Here is a 14,985-nt window from a genome sequence, read left to right as displayed (position 1 = left end):
TCGCGAGGGCGGCCACACGGTGGGCGCCGGCGTCGTGACGAAGGTCGTCAAATAATGCCGGAGCGCGGAGTGCATCACCGCGAAGCGCGCGCCGCAACGCGCCGGGCGCGGCGCGGCGCCGGGTTGATTAGGCCAGTAGCTCAATTGGCAGAGCAGCGGTCTCCAAAACCGCAGGTTGGGGGTTCAAGTCCCTCCTGGCCTGCCATTTGCTGAGGACGGGCGCGGCGATGGCGGGCAAAACGGCGGCCAGGACGACGGAAGCGGGGCTTTCGATTCAGGACCGGACGAAACTGGCGCTGGCGGCGGCGGCGCTGGCCGCCGGCGTCGGCCTGTTCTATTACCTCGACGAGCAGGGGCTGTTTGTAAAAGTCATCGCGATACTGGCGATGACCGCCGTCGCCGTCGTCATCTTTTTCACGACCGCAAAGGGCCATGAAGTCGCCGATTTCCTGAAAGGCTCGCGCATTGAATTGCAGAAGATGGTGTGGCCGGGCAAGTCCGAGACGCTGCACTCGACGCTGCTGGTGTTCGCGGTGGTTTTTGTCATCGCCCTTTTCCTGTGGCTGCTCGACCTGTCGCTGGCATGGTTCATGCAGTTGCTGATCAAATAACGCCCGTGAACGCCGTTGAACAGATGGATGCAACCTCCGCCGCCGCCGATGCCGCCGGCGGCGCCGATGACGGCGCCGGCGCCGCAAAGCCCGGCCTGTCGTGGTATGTCGTGCATGTTCATTCCGGTTTTGAGGCCCAGGTCAGGCAGTTTCTCGAGGAGCGCATCGAGCGCTACGGCATGCAGAAGCGGTTCGGGCAGATTATGATGCCGAAAGAGGAAATCGTCGAGATGCGCTCCGGCCAGAAGCGCACGGTGTCGCGCAAGTTTTTCCCCGGCTACCTGCTGGTGGAGATGGCGATGAACGAGGACACCTGGCACCTGGTCAAGGATGTGCCGCGCGTGCTCGGCTTTGTCGGCGGCTCGCGCGAGAAGCCGACGCCGATCGCGCAGAAAGAGGTGGACGCCATCCTCAACCGCATCCGCGAGGGCGCCGGCAAGCCGATGCCGAGGGTCGTGTTCGAGCCGGGCGAGGTCGTGCGCGTGATAGATGGCCCGTTCAACGACTTCAACGGCGCCGTCGAGGAAGTCAATTACGAGAAGAGCCGGCTGCTGGTGCTGGTGCAGATTTTCGGGCGCTCGACCCCGGTTGAACTGGACTTTGACCAGGTCGAGAAAACCTGACGGAGTTCCCCGGTGGCGAAGAAAATAGAGACTTATATCCGCATGCAGGTGGCCGCGGGCGAGGCCAACCCGAGTCCGCCGGTCGGCCCGGCGCTCGGCCAGCACGGCCTCAACATCATGGATTTCTGCAAGGCGTTCAACGACCGCAGCGGCGGCATCGAGAAGGGCATGCCGGTGCCGGTGGTCATCACCGTCTATGAGGACAAGAGTTTCACCTTTGTCATCAAGTCGCCGCCGGCGGCGGTGCTGCTCAGAAAGGCGGCCAACATTGACAAGGGCAGCGGCACGCCGAACCTGGAAAAGGTCGGCAAGGTGACGCGCCGCCAACTGGAGGAAATCGTCGCCCAGAAAGAGGGCGACCTGACAGCCGGCGACATGGACGCGGCGGTGCGGACCATCGCCGGCAGCGCGCGCAGCATGGGCATCGAGGTGGAGGGCGCCTGATGCCGCGGCTGTCGAAAAGGGCGAAACGCATCGCCGACAAGTGCGCCCCGGACAAGACCTACGCGCCCGCCGAGGCGTTCGGCCTGCTGCGCGAGTGCTCGGAAGTGAAATTCGGCGAATCGGTTGATGTCAGCATCAACCTCGGCGTGGATGCGCGCAAGGGCGACCAGATGGTGCGCGGCGCCGCCAGCCTGCCGCACGGCCTTGGCCGCAAGGTGCGGGTCGCGGTGTTCGCGCAGGGCGACAAGGCGGCGGAAGCCGAGAAGGCCGGCGCCGACGCGGTCGGCCTCGACGACCTGATTGAGCGCGCGCGCAAGGGAGATTTCGATTACGACGCGGTGGTCGCGGCGCCCGACGCGATGCCGGCGGTCGGCAAGATCGGTCAGGTGCTGGGGCCGCGCGGGTTGATGCCCAACCTCAAGGACGGCACCGTCACCGCCGAAGTCGCGGCGGCGGTGGAAAGCATCCGCAAGGGCCGCGCCCGCTACCGCATTGACAAGGGCGGCATCGTGCATTGCAGCATTGGCCGCCTCGACTTCAAGGACAGCCAACTCGAGGAAAACCTCGGCGCGCTGATTGCCGACCTCGTCAGGAACAAGCCGTCGGCGGCCAAGGGCGTGTTTCTGCAGAAGGTGACGGTGTCCTCGACGATGGGGCCGGGCCTGAAGATAGACCGCGGCGCGTTCGGCGACTGACGGCGGGTGCACTGACATGGCGTTGAACCTGGAGGCGAAAAAACGGGTGGTCACGGAAGTGGCCGAGGTCGCGGCGCGCGCGAGTTCGGCGATCGCCGCCGATTACCACGGCCTGACGGTGGCCGAACTGACGCGCCTGCGCAGGCAGGCCGGCGAACAGGATGTCTGGCTGCGCGTCGTCAAGAACACGCTCGCGCGCCGCGCGCTCGACGGGACGCCGTTCGCGTGCATGACCGAATCGCTGCGCGGGCCGCTCATTCTGGCGTTTTCGCACGACAACCCGGGTGCCGCCGCGAAACTGATCAGGGACTTTCAGAAGGAAAGCGAGGACCTGGAAGTGAAAATCCTCGCGTTTGACGGCGAGTTGCAGGATTTGTCGGGGTTTGAGCGCCTCGCCTCCCTGCCGACTTACGAGCAGGCCATCAGCCTGCTGATGGCCGTGATGAAGGCGCCGGTGGAAAAACTGGTGCGTACCGTGGCGGCGCCCGCCTCGAAACTGGTGCGCACCGTGGCCGCTTTGCGTGACGAAAAGCAAAAGTCCGCTTGAGCGTTGGTGGAAACACAAATCAAGGAGCAATTGAAGGAGAAAAGATGATGGCTTTATCGAAGGAAGAAATACTCGACGCAATCGCCGGGATGTCCGTGATGGATGTGGTGGACCTGGTGTCCTCGATGGAGGAGAAATTCGGCGTCTCGGCGGCGGCCGTCGCCGCCGCCCCGGTGGCGGCGGCGGGCGACGGCGCCGCCGCCGCGGAAGACGCCAAGGACGAGTTCAACATCGTCCTCGCCTCGCATGGCGACAACAAGGTGGCGGTCATCAAGGCGGTGCGCGCGGTGACCGACCTCGGCCTGAAGGAAGCCAAGGAACTGGTCGAGGGCGCGCCGGCGACGGTCAAGGAGGGGGTCGCCGCCAAAGACGCCGAGGAAATCAAGAAGCAACTCGAAGAAGCCGGCGGCGCCGTTGAGCTTAAATAAGCCCGCGCCGGGCCGCCGCCCCGCCGTTCGTACCGCCGTTTGCCGCGGCGGTTGTCCTGTCCGTTTGCGCGCCCGCTCGCGGGCGCCGGCGGCCTGAGCCTGCGAGAAACCCCGGAGAACCGATGTACAGCTTTACCGAGAAGAAGCGCATCCGCAAGAATTTCGGCAAGAAGTCCGAGCGGCTGGAAGTGCCCAACATGCTGCAAATGCAGGTTGACTCCTACCACGGGTTCCTGCAGCGGGAGACGCCGCACGAGAAACGCAAGGAAAAGGGCCTGCACGGCATTTTCAGTTCGGTCTTCCCGATCAGCAGCCATTCGGGCAACGCCCGGCTGTTCTACGAGCGCTACGAACTCGGCAAGCCGGAGTTCGATGTCAGCGAATGCATGATGCGCGGGCGCACCTATGCGGCGCCGCTGAAGGTGTTCATGAAACTGGTGCTGTACGAGAAGAAGAGCGGCGGCGGCGGGCGCCAGAAGGGCGCCGCGAAGAACGAGGAAAGGCCGGTCAAGGAAGTCAAGGAGCAGGATGTGTACATGGGCGAACTGCCGCTGATGACCGACACCGGCACCTTCGTCATCAACGGCACCGAGCGCGTCGTCGTCTCGCAACTGCACCGCTCGCCCGGCGTGTTCTTCGAGCACGACAAGGGCAAGACCCACTCCTCCGGCAAGTTGCTGTACTCGGCGCGGGTCATTCCCTACCGCGGCTCGTGGCTGGATTTCGAGTTCGACCCGAAGGACTGCCTGTTCGTCCGCATTGACCGGCGCCGCAAGTTGCCGGCGACGGTCCTGCTGCGGGCCTTCGGCATGGAGGACGAGGAGATCCTCGACACCTTCTTCGAGACCGACACGATACGCCGCACCGGCGGCATCTACAAGATGCAGTTGATTCCCGAGCGCCTGCGCGGCGAGGTCGTCAAGTTTGACATCGAGATCAAGGGCCGGCGGCTGGTCGAGGCGGGGCGCCGGATCACCGCCGGGCATGTCGCGCAGGTGAAGAAATCCGGCGTCAAGACGCTGCAGGTGCCGCAGGAATACCTGGTCGGCAAGGTGCTGGCGAAAGGCGTCGTGGACAAGAAGACCGGCGAGTTGATCGCCGGCGCCAACGAGCGCGTCACCGCCGAACTGCTGGAGACGCTGGAACAGGCCGGCATCCGCGAGTTCGAGACGCTCTACACCAACGAGATTGACCGCGGCCCGTTCATGTCCGACACCCTGCGCCTCGACGCCACCGGGCGCAGCAAACTGGAGGCGCAGTTTGAAATCTACCGGATGATGCGCCCCGGCGAGCCGCCGGCGAAGGAGGCCGCCGAGAACCTGTTCAAAAACCTGTTCATGAACGCCGACCGCTACGACCTGTCGGAAGTCGGGCGCATGAAATTCAACCGCCGCATCGGGCGCGAGTCCGGCACCGGCGCCGGCACGCTCGACCGCGGCGATGTGCTCGATGTGATGCGCGCGCTGATTTCGATTCGCGACGGCACCGGCATGGTGGACGACATTGACCACCTCGGCAACCGCCGCGTCCGCAGCGTCGGCGAGACCGCCGAGAACGCGCTGCGCCTCGGCCTCGTCCGCATCGAGCGCGTCGTCCGCGAGCGCCTGACATTCGCCGAGGTCGAGGAACTGATGCCGCAGGAACTGGTCAACTCCAAGCCGGTGTCGGCGGCCATCAAGGAATTTTTCGGCTCCAGCCAGTTGTCGCAATTCATGGACCAGAACAACCCGCTGGCCGAGGTCACGCACAAGCGGCGCATCTCGGCGCTCGGCCCCGGCGGCCTCGCGCGCGAACGCGCCAGTTTCGAGGTGCGCGATGTGCACCCGACCCACTACGGAAGGCTGTGCCCGATCGAGACCCCGGAAGGCCCCAACATCGGGCTAATCAACTCGCTCGCGATGTATGCGCGCCCGAACTCGTACGGCTTCATCGAGACGCCGTACCTGAAGGTCGAGAAGGGCGTCGTTACGCAGAAGATTGATCACCTGTCGGCGATAGACGAGAGCCACTACACCATCGCCCAGGCCAACGCCATGATAGACGCGAAGGGCCGGCTGACCGACGAACTCGTCTCGTGCCGCAAGCACAACGAATTCATCATGTTCACGCCCGACAAGGTGGACTACATGGACATCTCGCCGAAGCAGATTGTGTCGGTGGCGGCGGCGCTGATTCCGTTTCTTGAGCACGACGACGCCAACCGCGCGCTGATGGGCTCGAACATGCAGCGCCAGGCCGTGCCGACGCTGCGCAGCGAAAAGCCGCTGGTCGGCACCGGCATCGAGCGCCGCGTCGCCGCCGACTCCGGCGCCATTCTGTGCGCGCGCCGCGCCGGCGTCGTTGACACGGTGGACGCCGCGCGCATCGTCGTCAAGGTCGGCGACCAGGAGGCGCAGGCCGGCGACTCCGGGGTGGACATCTACAAACTGACCAAATACACCCGCTCCAACCAGGACACCTGCATCAACCACCGCCCGCTGGTCAAGGTCGGCGATGTCATCGAGCGCGGCGATGTGCTGGCCGACGCCTCCTCGACCGACCAGGGCGAACTGGCGCTCGGGCAGAATGTGCTGGTTGCGTTCATGCCGTGGAACGGCTACAACTTTGAGGACTCAATCCTGATTTCCGAGCGCCTCGTCGAGGAGGAGCGCTACACGACGATCCACATCAAGGAACTGACCTGCACGGCGCGCAGCACCAAACTCGGCAACGAGGAAATCACCGCCGACATCCCGAACATCGGCGAGGGCTTTCTGTCGAAACTCGACGAGTCCGGCATCGTCCACATCGGCGCCGATGTCAGGCCGGGCGACATTCTCGTCGGCAAGGTGACGCCGAAGGGCGAGAACCAGTTGACGCCGGAGGAAAAACTGCTGCGCGCGATCTTCGGCGAGAAGGCGTCGGATGTGAAGGACAACTCGCTGCGGGTTCCCTCCGGCATCGAGGGCACCATCATTGATGTCAAGGTCTTCACGCGCGAGGGCGGCGCCAAGGACGACCGCGCGCTGGCGATCGAGCGCGGCGAGATCGAGAAAATGCGCAAGGACATGGACGACGAACTCAGGATCTACGAGGACGACCTCTTCGACCGTGTCAGAAAACTGGTCACCGGCAAGACCGCCGCCGGCGGCCCCAACGGCCTCAAGGCCGGCGCCAGGGTGACGGCGTCGTACCTCGACGCGCTGGAGCGCGAGAAATGGTTCCTGGTGCGGATGCAGAACGAGACGGTCAGCCGCAACCTCGAGCGCCTGTCGGCGCGCTTCAAGGACCAGCGCGAGCGCTCCGGCGAGAATTTCCGCCTGCGGCGCTCGAAACTCGAGGCCGGCGATGTCATGGCGCCGGATGTGCTGAAGATCGTCAAGGTGTACCTGGCGATGAAGCGGCGCATACAGCCGGGCGACAAACTGGCCGGGCGCCACGGCAACAAGGGCGTGGTCTCGATGATCGTGCCGGTCGAGGACATGCCGTACCTCGAGGACGGAACGCCGGTGGACATCCTGCTGAACCCGCTGGGGGTGCCGTCGCGGATGAATGTCGGCCAGGTGCTCGAGACGCACCTCGGCTGGGCGGCGAAGGAACTCGGAAGGCAAATCAGCCGGCTGCTGGACGGCTCCGCCTCGCAGGCCAAAATCCGCGCGCTGCTGCAGAAAGTGTACGACTACGGCGAGGGCCGCGCCGGCGGCGCGCTGAAAACGCTGAGCGACGACGAAATCCGCTCGCTGGCCGAAAACCTGCGCGCCGGCGTGCCGATTGCGACGCCGGTGTTCGACGGCGCCAGCGAGAGCGAAATCAAGGGCCTGCTGGCGATGGCCGGGCTGCCCGAATCGGGCCAGGCGGTGCTCTACGACGGGCGTTCGGGCGAGCCGTTCGACCGCCCGGTGACCGTCGGCTACGCCTACATCATGAAACTCAACCACCTCGCCGACGACAAGATGCACGCGCGCTCGACCGGCCCGTACAGCATGATCACGCAGCAGCCGCTCGGCGGCAAGGCGCAGTTCGGCGGCCAGCGTTTCGGCGAGATGGAGGTGTGGGCGCTGGAGGCCTACGGCGCGGCGCACATCCTGCAGGAAATGCTGACGGTCAAGTCGGACGATGTGCGCGGCAGAAACCGCATGTACAAGAACATCGTCAACGGCGACTACACGACCGAGGCCGGCATTCCCGAGTCTTTCAATGTGCTGATGAAGGAAATCCGCTCGCTCGGCATCAGCATCGCCCTTGACGGCAAGGGCGCCTGACGGCGCGGCGGCTCCCGGAGAAGACATGAAGCAGTTTTTCAACCTGATGAAGCAGAACGAGGGCGTCGAGGACTTCGACTACCTCCGCATCGGCGCGGCGTCGCCCGACGAGATTCGCTCGTGGTCCTTCGGCGAGGTGCGCAAGCCCGAGACCATCAACTACCGCACCTTCAAGCCCGAGCGCGAGGGCCTGTTCTGCGCCAAGATTTTCGGCCCGGTCAAGGACTACGAATGCCTGTGCGGCAAGTACAAGCGCCTCAAGCACCGCGGCGTGGTCTGCGAGAAATGCGGCGTCGAGGTGACGCTGACGCGCGTGCGCCGCGAGCGCATGGGGCACATTGACCTGGCAAGCCCGGTCGCGCACATCTGGTTCCTGAAGTCGCTGCCGTCGCGCATCGGCCTGCTGCTCGACATGACGCTGCGCGACATCGAGAGCGTGCTGTATTTCGAGAGTTACATCGTCATCGAGCCGGGCATGACCGACCTCAAGGAAGGCCAGTTGCTGACCGACGAGGAGTATTTCGACAAGATCGAGGAGTACGGCGACCAGTTCACCGCGCGCATGGGCGCCGAGGCCATTCTGCAGTTCCTGAAGAAAATAGACCTCGAGAAGACCGCGCTTGAATTGCAGGAGGAAATCGCCGGCACCACTTCGGACGCCAAACTGAAGCGGCTGTCGAAGCGGCTGAAACTGGCCAAGCAGTTCATTCGCTCGGGCAGCAAGCCGGAATGGATGATTTTGACGGTGCTGCCGGTGCTGCCGCCGGACCTGCGCCCGCTGGTGCCGCTCAGCGACGGGCGTTTCGCGGCCTCCGACCTCAACGACCTCTACCGCCGCGTCATCAACCGCAACAACCGCCTGAAGCGGCTGCTGGAACTCGGCTCGCCCGAGATCATCGTGCGCAACGAGAAGCGCATGCTGCAGGAGGCGGTGGACGCGCTGCTCGACAACGGCCGGCGCGGGCGCGTCGTGACCGGCACCAACAAGCGCCCGCTGAAATCGCTGGCCGACATGATCAAGGGCAAGCAGGGGCGCTTTCGCCAGAACCTGCTCGGCAAGCGCGTGGACTATTCGGGGCGCTCGGTCATCGTCGTCGGCCCGACGCTGAAACTGCACCAGTGCGGCCTGCCGAAGAAAATGGCGGTTGAGTTGTTCAAGCCGTTCATTTACAGCAGGCTTTACAGGCGCGGCCTGGTTACGACCATCAAGACCGCCAAGAAACTCGTCGAGAAAGAGGGGCCGGAGGTGTGGGACATCCTCGAGGAGATTATCCACGAATACCCGATCCTGCTGAACCGCGCGCCGACGCTGCACCGCCTCGGCGTGCAGGCGTTCGAGCCGGTGCTGATTGAGGGCAAGGCGATTCAACTGCACCCGCTGGTGTGCGCCGCCTTCAACGCCGATTTCGACGGCGACCAGATGGCGGTGCATGTGCCGCTGTCGCTTGAGGCGCAACTGGAGGCGCGCTGCCTGATGATGTCCACCAACAACATCCTGTCGCCCGCCAACGGCAACCCCATCATCGTGCCGTCGCAGGACATCGTGCTCGGCCTCTATTACATGACGCGCGAACGCGCCGACGCCGCCGGCGCCGGCATGAAGTTCGCCGATTTCGGCGAACTGGAGCGCGCTTACGCCGCCGGCTGCGTTGAACTGCACGCCCGCATCGAGGTGCGGCTGGAGCGCCCCTACCGCGAGGGCGACGACAGCGGCAAGCGCATCGAGACCACGGTCGGGCGCGCCAAACTGGCGCAAATCCTGCCCCCCAACCTGCCGTTTGAACTGGTGGACCGGGTGCTCGACAAGCGCGGCATCCTCGAACTGGTGGATGTCAGCCACCGCAAGACCAGCCTGAAGGAAACGGTCATCTTCGCCGACCGGCTGATGTACACGGGCTTCCGCTACGCGACCCGCTCCGCCGTGTCGTTCGGCGTGGACGACATGGTGGTGCCGAGCGACAAGCAGGTGATACTGAACGAGGTCGAGGACGAGGTGAAGGAAATCGAGAACCAGTACGCCTCCGGCTTCGTAACCGCCGGCGAGAAATACAACAAGGTCATTGATATCTGGTCCAACGCCAACGACCGCATCGCCAACCGCATGATGGACGAGCTCAGCACCGAGGAGGTCGTTGACAGCGACGGCAACCGCGTCAGCCAGCCGTCGTTCAACTCGATTTTCATGATGGCCGACTCGGGCGCGCGCGGCTCGGCGCTGCAAATCCGCCAACTCGCCGGCATGCGCGGGCTGATGGCCAAGCCCGACGGCTCGATTATCGAGACGCCGATTACGGCGAACTTCCGCGAGGGCCTGAACATCCTGCAGTACTTCATCTCGACGCACGGCGCGCGCAAGGGCCTCGCCGACACCGCGCTGAAGACCGCCAATTCCGGCTACCTGACGCGCCGCCTCGTGGACACCGCCCAGGACCTCGTCGTCACCGAGGAGGATTGCGGCACGACGGAGGGCATCATGGTCAAGCCCAACATCGAGGGCGGCGACATCGTCGAGTCGCTCGAGGAGCGCGTGCTGGGCCGCGTCGTCGTCGAGGACATCAAGTCCGGCAGGAAGACGCTGATTGCGGCGGGCACGCTGCTCGACGAGGAGCAACTGAAGCAACTCGACCGCCACGGCGTTGACCAGATCAAGGTGCGCTCGCCGATCACCTGCGAGACGCGCTACGGCATCTGCGCGAAATGCTACGGGCGCGACCTCGCGCGCGGCTATCTGATCAACCTCGGCGAGGCGGTCGGCATCATCGCCGCGCAGTCCATCGGCGAACCCGGCACCCAGTTGACGATGCGGACATTCCACATCGGCGGCGCCGCCAGCCGCTCGGTCGCCATCAACAATGTCGCCGTCAACGGCAGCGGCTCGGTGCGCCTGCACCGGATGAAACTGCTCGGCCATTCCAGCGGCGAAAGCGTCGTCGTGTCGCGCTCCGGCGAAGTCAGCGTCATGTCCGAGCACGGCAGCGAGCAGGAACGCTACAAGATTCCGTACGGCGCGCGCCTGACGGTCGCCGACGGCGACGCCGTCAAGGCCGGCCAGGTCGTCGCCCACTGGGACCCGCACATGCACCCGATCATCTCCGAGGTCGCCGGCACCGCCCGCCACGAGGCGTTCGCCGACGGCATCAATGTCGCCAGCCAGACCGACGAGATGACCGGCATCAGTTCAACGACCGTCACCGCGGTCAGCAAGGAGCAGACGCCGACCATCAACCTGGAGGACGGCAAGGGCCGCGCCGTGATGCTGCCGAACGGGCGCCCGGCCAGTTACCGCCTGATACCGGGCGCCGTCGTCACGCTGACCGACGGCGCCGAGGTCGGCATCGGCGATGTCATCGCGCGCATCCCGCAGGAAAGCACCAAGACCCGCGACATCACCGGCGGCCTGCCGCGCGTCGCCGACCTGTTCGAGGCGCGCAAGCCGAAGGAGTCGGCGATACTCGCCGAGGCCACCGGCACCGTCAGTTTCGGCAGGGAGACCAAGGGCAAGCAGCGCATCATCATCACCGGCGACAACGGCGACCCGGTCGAGATGCTGGTTCCGAAATGGCGGCGCATTGAAATCCTCGAGGGCGAGCAGGTCGAGCAGGGCGAGATCATCTCCGAGGGCGAATTCAACTCGCACGACATTCTGCGCCTGCTCGGCGTCAGCGCGCTGGCCGAATACCTGGTCAAGGAGATTCAGGATGTCTATCGCCTGCAGGGCGTCAAGATCAACGACAAGCACATCGAGGTCATCATCCGCCAGATGCTTCGCAAGGTCGAGATCACGGCGACGAACGACAGCAGCTACCTCGTCGGCGACACCGTCGAGAAGAAGGAACTGACGGAACTGAACGAGAAACTCGAGCGCGAGGGCAAGAAGCCCGCGCAATACAATCCGCTGCTGCTCGGCATCACCAAGGCGTCGCTGGTCACCGAGTCGTTCGTATCGGCGGCGTCGTTCCAGGAAACCACGCGCGTCCTGACCGAGGCCATCGTGCGCAACGCCAAAGACCACCTGCGCGGCCTGAAGGAGAATGTCATCGTCGGGCGCCTGATTCCGGCGGGCAGCGGCTGGGTCTCGCGCGACCAGCGCCGCAGCGAACTGGAAATGGAGATGACCGCTCTCGAGGAGGGCCTGTCAGCCAGCATCCAGGCCGCCGGCGCCGCAGCACCGGAAAAGCCCGCCCCAACAGAGCCGAAGAAACCCGCCGCCGAGGTCGCCGGCAAGGAGGCGTAAGCGCCGACCGCGCGCCTGCGCGGGTCAGGCTATGCCCGCCGCCGTGCCGCCGGCAGCGGCAGCGCGGCGGGGTAGTGCAGTGCGGAGTTCAGGCCATGCGTTGGCGGCGCAGCCGTGACGCCGACAGCAGCATCAGCACGGCCAGCATTACCAGCACAAACAGCGCAACGGGGCCGAATGCACCGCTGCTGCCGCTGCCGCTGCCGCCGCCACCGCCAACACGGACGCCGAGCGGGTCCTTGATGACGCCGTTAGCCACGCCATCGTCGTCGTTCGGGCCGCCGTCCGTTACATACACTGCCAGGCAATCGCCTGAGGCAAGGCTGTACAGGCCGTCCGCATCATCAGGGCATCCGCCATCTTCGGTGCGGCGCATGGCAAAGCCGTAGCGGTCGCCGCCGCTGCGGTCAAACTGTCCGCGCCCCACCTTGAACACCTCCACGCCTGCGCCGCGAAACGCTTGCGGCAGCGGAATAATCACGCCCGCCATGCCGCCGGTCGGTGTCGCCGATGACACCGCCGCGTAATCCACTTCGTATATCGTGAAGTCATACACGACCGAACCGGTGGCAAACTCGGACGCCTGCCAGGCGTTGTAATCCACCGTGTCGGCGGCGGCCACTCTCGCCAGCGTCTCATCACCCGCGCGCAGGCGGTGTGAACGGAACACCGGGCGAATGTGGCGCACCGCCCCGGTCGCCGACACCGGCAGGTGCGACAGGGCGTCAAAGTCATCCAGCATGTCGGCGATGCCGTCGCCGTCTGCATCGCCCGATGACGCCAGCGGATGGTTTGTCGCCGACACCACCGGGTAGCGGAACACCGCAGAGACACTGTCGCCGCCGCCCGGCAGGCGCACTGCCACATCCGTTACCGTGCCGGCAAGGCCGGCAAGGTCGGATGCCGCAATCGTATGCGTCTCGGTTGTGATGACGCCGCCGTTCTCCAACGGTATGTGCAACTCGTGGGCCGAGCCTTCGGCCAGCGCATTGACGACATCGGCGCCGCGCATCAGCAGCGGGCGTCCCGGCACCGGCGGTATCACGCTGTCTGCGGCGGCCACGACGACGACTGTTTGCGTTGTCAGGCCGAGCGAATAATCGCTGGCCGTCGGCGGCGTTGGCGACGGGCGCCACAGCGAGACGCTGCTGCCGGCCACCTGATCCATTGTCCAGACGCCGTCCGCCGAGGCCGAGGCGGTGAATGAACGGCCATCGTCCGCCGTTGCGCGCACGGTTACCGCAGCGCCGGTCGTGAACAGGCGTTGCGACGCCATGTTCAGTTCCGGTATCCGGTAAATGGTTTGTTCCGGCAGGTTGCTGTCGGTGTTGAGGTTCACGGCCCACACACCTTCATCTGACTGCACAAGCCATGCAATCGTGTGGTCAACGCCCGGTGCGATGTTGCCCCAATCCACCGGCGCGCAGCCTCCGTCGGCAAGCGGCGCGTCGTAGTTGGCCGGGAATTGGCCGCTGGCGCACTGGTAGGTTCCGTCATGGCCGAAGGTGTCGCTGCGGTAATACGCGGCAACTGTTTCCGCGCCGGTAACCGCATAGCCCAGATGATCGGCCACGCCGTCCGCGCGAATGCCGGAATACGCAATCGGTTCCTGCGCCGCCATGCGGCTGATGGAGAACATCGGCTGCTGCTCCTCGGTAACATCCACAAACGGGTTGCCCGCAGCGGTGGCAATTCTCGCCTCCGCCGCGTCCGGTATGCCGTCGGTGTCGGCGTCGGCGGTCGGGTCTGCCGTCAGCGACAGTGTTTGCGATGTCATCGCGTTGCGCCTGCCGTTCTGCGCCAGGTCGTTCTCCGGCGCGGTGTCGTAAATTGCGTTGGCGCCGACGCGCGCATAGACGACGCGCAGCGTCTGCACATCGGCGATGGCGTTCTCAAGCGTCAGTTTCAGCGCGCGGTGTTCCGCCACCACCTCGACGCGCCCGACGGCGATGTTCCGCTCGCTCGCGCCGGGGTTTTCGGTCAGCGTGAAGTCGCGGCTGTCCAGCGTGGTTTCGCTCGGCGTTTCAACCGGCAGCGTCGCGGCGTTCGCGCCCGCCGGGTGCGGCAGCGCCTTGAAGTCCTCGTTCACTTGCAGCCACAGCACCGACTGGCCGCCGCTCCAGCCGGGCTGGTCGGCCTGCACGAATTGCGGCGGCGCGAGGTCAAACGCGACGAACTGCACGGTAATCACCGAAGTTCCGGCGATGCTGACGGGGTCGCTTCCGGCGCCGTCCGTCAGCGTGTCCAGGGCGACCGTCAGCGAGCCGGCGCCGGCGCCAATATCGGTGGTCGGCAAACTGGCAATCCGGATATCGGCGCGGGTCTCGCCTGCGGGGATGGCGACACTGCCGCCGGTGTTGTCCCTGAAAGGCGGCGGGTTGGCGGTGCTGGTCGTCACCGTGTAACGCACTGTGACGGCATGCTGTCTTGTCTTGTTGAGGGCCGCCGTCAGGACGGCCTCCCCGCCTTCGGTAATCGTCGTTTGGGGCGGGGTCAGGGTTGCGGTGGGGGAGTCGTCAATAGCTATGACTGCCAAGGTTAATAGGGGATTTGTGCGGACCATGTCTGTGCCCTCACTAGCGACCCTGACGATTTCAAGGTCAAAAAGTTTGACTGCTTCATCCATGTTGTCAACCACTGCCGTGACGAAAGCAACTGGAGCACCATCATAATTGGCGGGAATAGTGACGCTACCGGTAGTCCTGTCTAATTCTGTGGTCGTACAGGGCCTTTCTCCTATACAACCTGTTACTGCATCTCTCATGTTCTGCCGCTCATAACGGCTTATTCCGCCCATATCGCTACCCTGTATCTCGTAGTACAAAACGATTCCGGCAGTGGGGGTACCGTCAATAGCGAGAGCTAACTCAGCGGTATCACCCTCTTTGATTGTAAGGACTTGATTCGCTACAGTGAATCTGACAGTAACAGTGTTGTCCTGCGCCTCGGCGGGCGTCACAAACAACACTGCGGCAAGCAACAATGCCCACCTGCAACCATATAACAGCGCGCCAAACGCGCACTCTAATCTATTTCGCCGCCGCGCTACCGGGGGGGGGGGGGGGGGGGGGTATGTGGGGGGGGGGGGGGTGGCGCGGAGGGTGGCACGGGGCCCCCTCAGGGGGTTTAAGGGGAGGACCTTGGAGTCGCACCCCCCGGGCG

The 14,985-nt window shown here is 64.9% G+C and carries 9 protein-coding genes and 1 tRNA gene; 9 read left to right on the top strand and 1 reads right to left on the bottom strand.

The window, feature by feature from the left end:
• The first annotated feature begins 129 nt into the window (after positions 1-129).
• The 9 genes from OXU50_00780 to rpoC all read left to right on the top strand — a co-directional run bounded on the left by OXU50_00780 (position 130) and on the right by rpoC (position 11,823).
• Positions 130-205 (top strand) — tRNA-Trp (locus OXU50_00780).
• A 22-nt stretch (positions 206-227) separates the two neighbouring features.
• Positions 228-611, top strand: coding sequence for a preprotein translocase subunit SecE (gene secE, locus OXU50_00775; GenBank protein MDD9868425.1), 384 nt, complete (start codon positions 228-230; stop codon positions 609-611).
• 23 nt (positions 612-634) lie between these two features.
• Positions 635-1,234, top strand: a complete 600-nt coding sequence (gene nusG, locus OXU50_00770) for a transcription termination/antitermination protein NusG (GenBank protein MDD9868424.1) — start codon at positions 635-637, stop codon at positions 1,232-1,234.
• A gap of 12 nt (positions 1,235-1,246) precedes the next feature.
• Positions 1,247-1,678 (top strand): 50S ribosomal protein L11, encoded by a 432-nt coding sequence (gene rplK / locus OXU50_00765; GenBank protein MDD9868423.1) that lies wholly within the window; start codon positions 1,247-1,249, stop codon positions 1,676-1,678.
• Positions 1,675-2,373: a 50S ribosomal protein L1 gene (rplA, locus tag OXU50_00760; protein ID MDD9868422.1), complete on the top strand. Its 699-nt coding sequence runs from the start codon at positions 1,675-1,677 to the stop codon at positions 2,371-2,373. Before rplK ends, rplA begins: the two co-directional genes overlap by 4 nt.
• 16 nt (positions 2,374-2,389) lie before the next feature.
• The gene (gene rplJ / locus OXU50_00755; protein MDD9868421.1) at positions 2,390-2,920 is read left to right on the top strand and encodes a 50S ribosomal protein L10; all 531 of its coding nucleotides are present in this window, start codon (positions 2,390-2,392) and stop codon (positions 2,918-2,920) included.
• 47 nt (positions 2,921-2,967) lie between these two features.
• A complete protein-coding gene (gene rplL / locus OXU50_00750; GenBank protein MDD9868420.1) occupies positions 2,968-3,348 on the top strand; it encodes a 50S ribosomal protein L7/L12 in 381 nt (126 codons plus the stop codon).
• 122 nt (positions 3,349-3,470) lie between these two features.
• A complete protein-coding gene (rpoB, locus tag OXU50_00745) occupies positions 3,471-7,589 on the top strand; it encodes a DNA-directed RNA polymerase subunit beta (protein ID MDD9868419.1) in 4,119 nt (1,372 codons plus the stop codon).
• Between the two features lie 25 nt (positions 7,590-7,614).
• The gene (gene rpoC / locus OXU50_00740; GenBank protein ID MDD9868418.1) at positions 7,615-11,823 is read left to right on the top strand and encodes a DNA-directed RNA polymerase subunit beta'; all 4,209 of its coding nucleotides are present in this window, start codon (positions 7,615-7,617) and stop codon (positions 11,821-11,823) included.
• Positions 11,824-11,911: 88 nt separating this feature from the next.
• Here rpoC and OXU50_00735 read toward each other — a convergent pair whose 3' ends face one another.
• On the bottom strand, positions 11,912-14,359 hold the full coding sequence (locus tag OXU50_00735) for a hypothetical protein (protein ID MDD9868417.1): 2,448 nt from the start codon (positions 14,357-14,359) through the stop codon (positions 11,912-11,914).
• Between the last annotated feature and the right edge of the window lie 626 nt (positions 14,360-14,985).

This window comes from Gammaproteobacteria bacterium, assembly GCA_028817225.1.
Classification (GTDB): Bacteria; Pseudomonadota; Gammaproteobacteria; order Poriferisulfidales; family Oxydemutatoraceae; genus Oxydemutator.
This window is presented reverse-complemented; position numbering and strand designations above follow the sequence as displayed.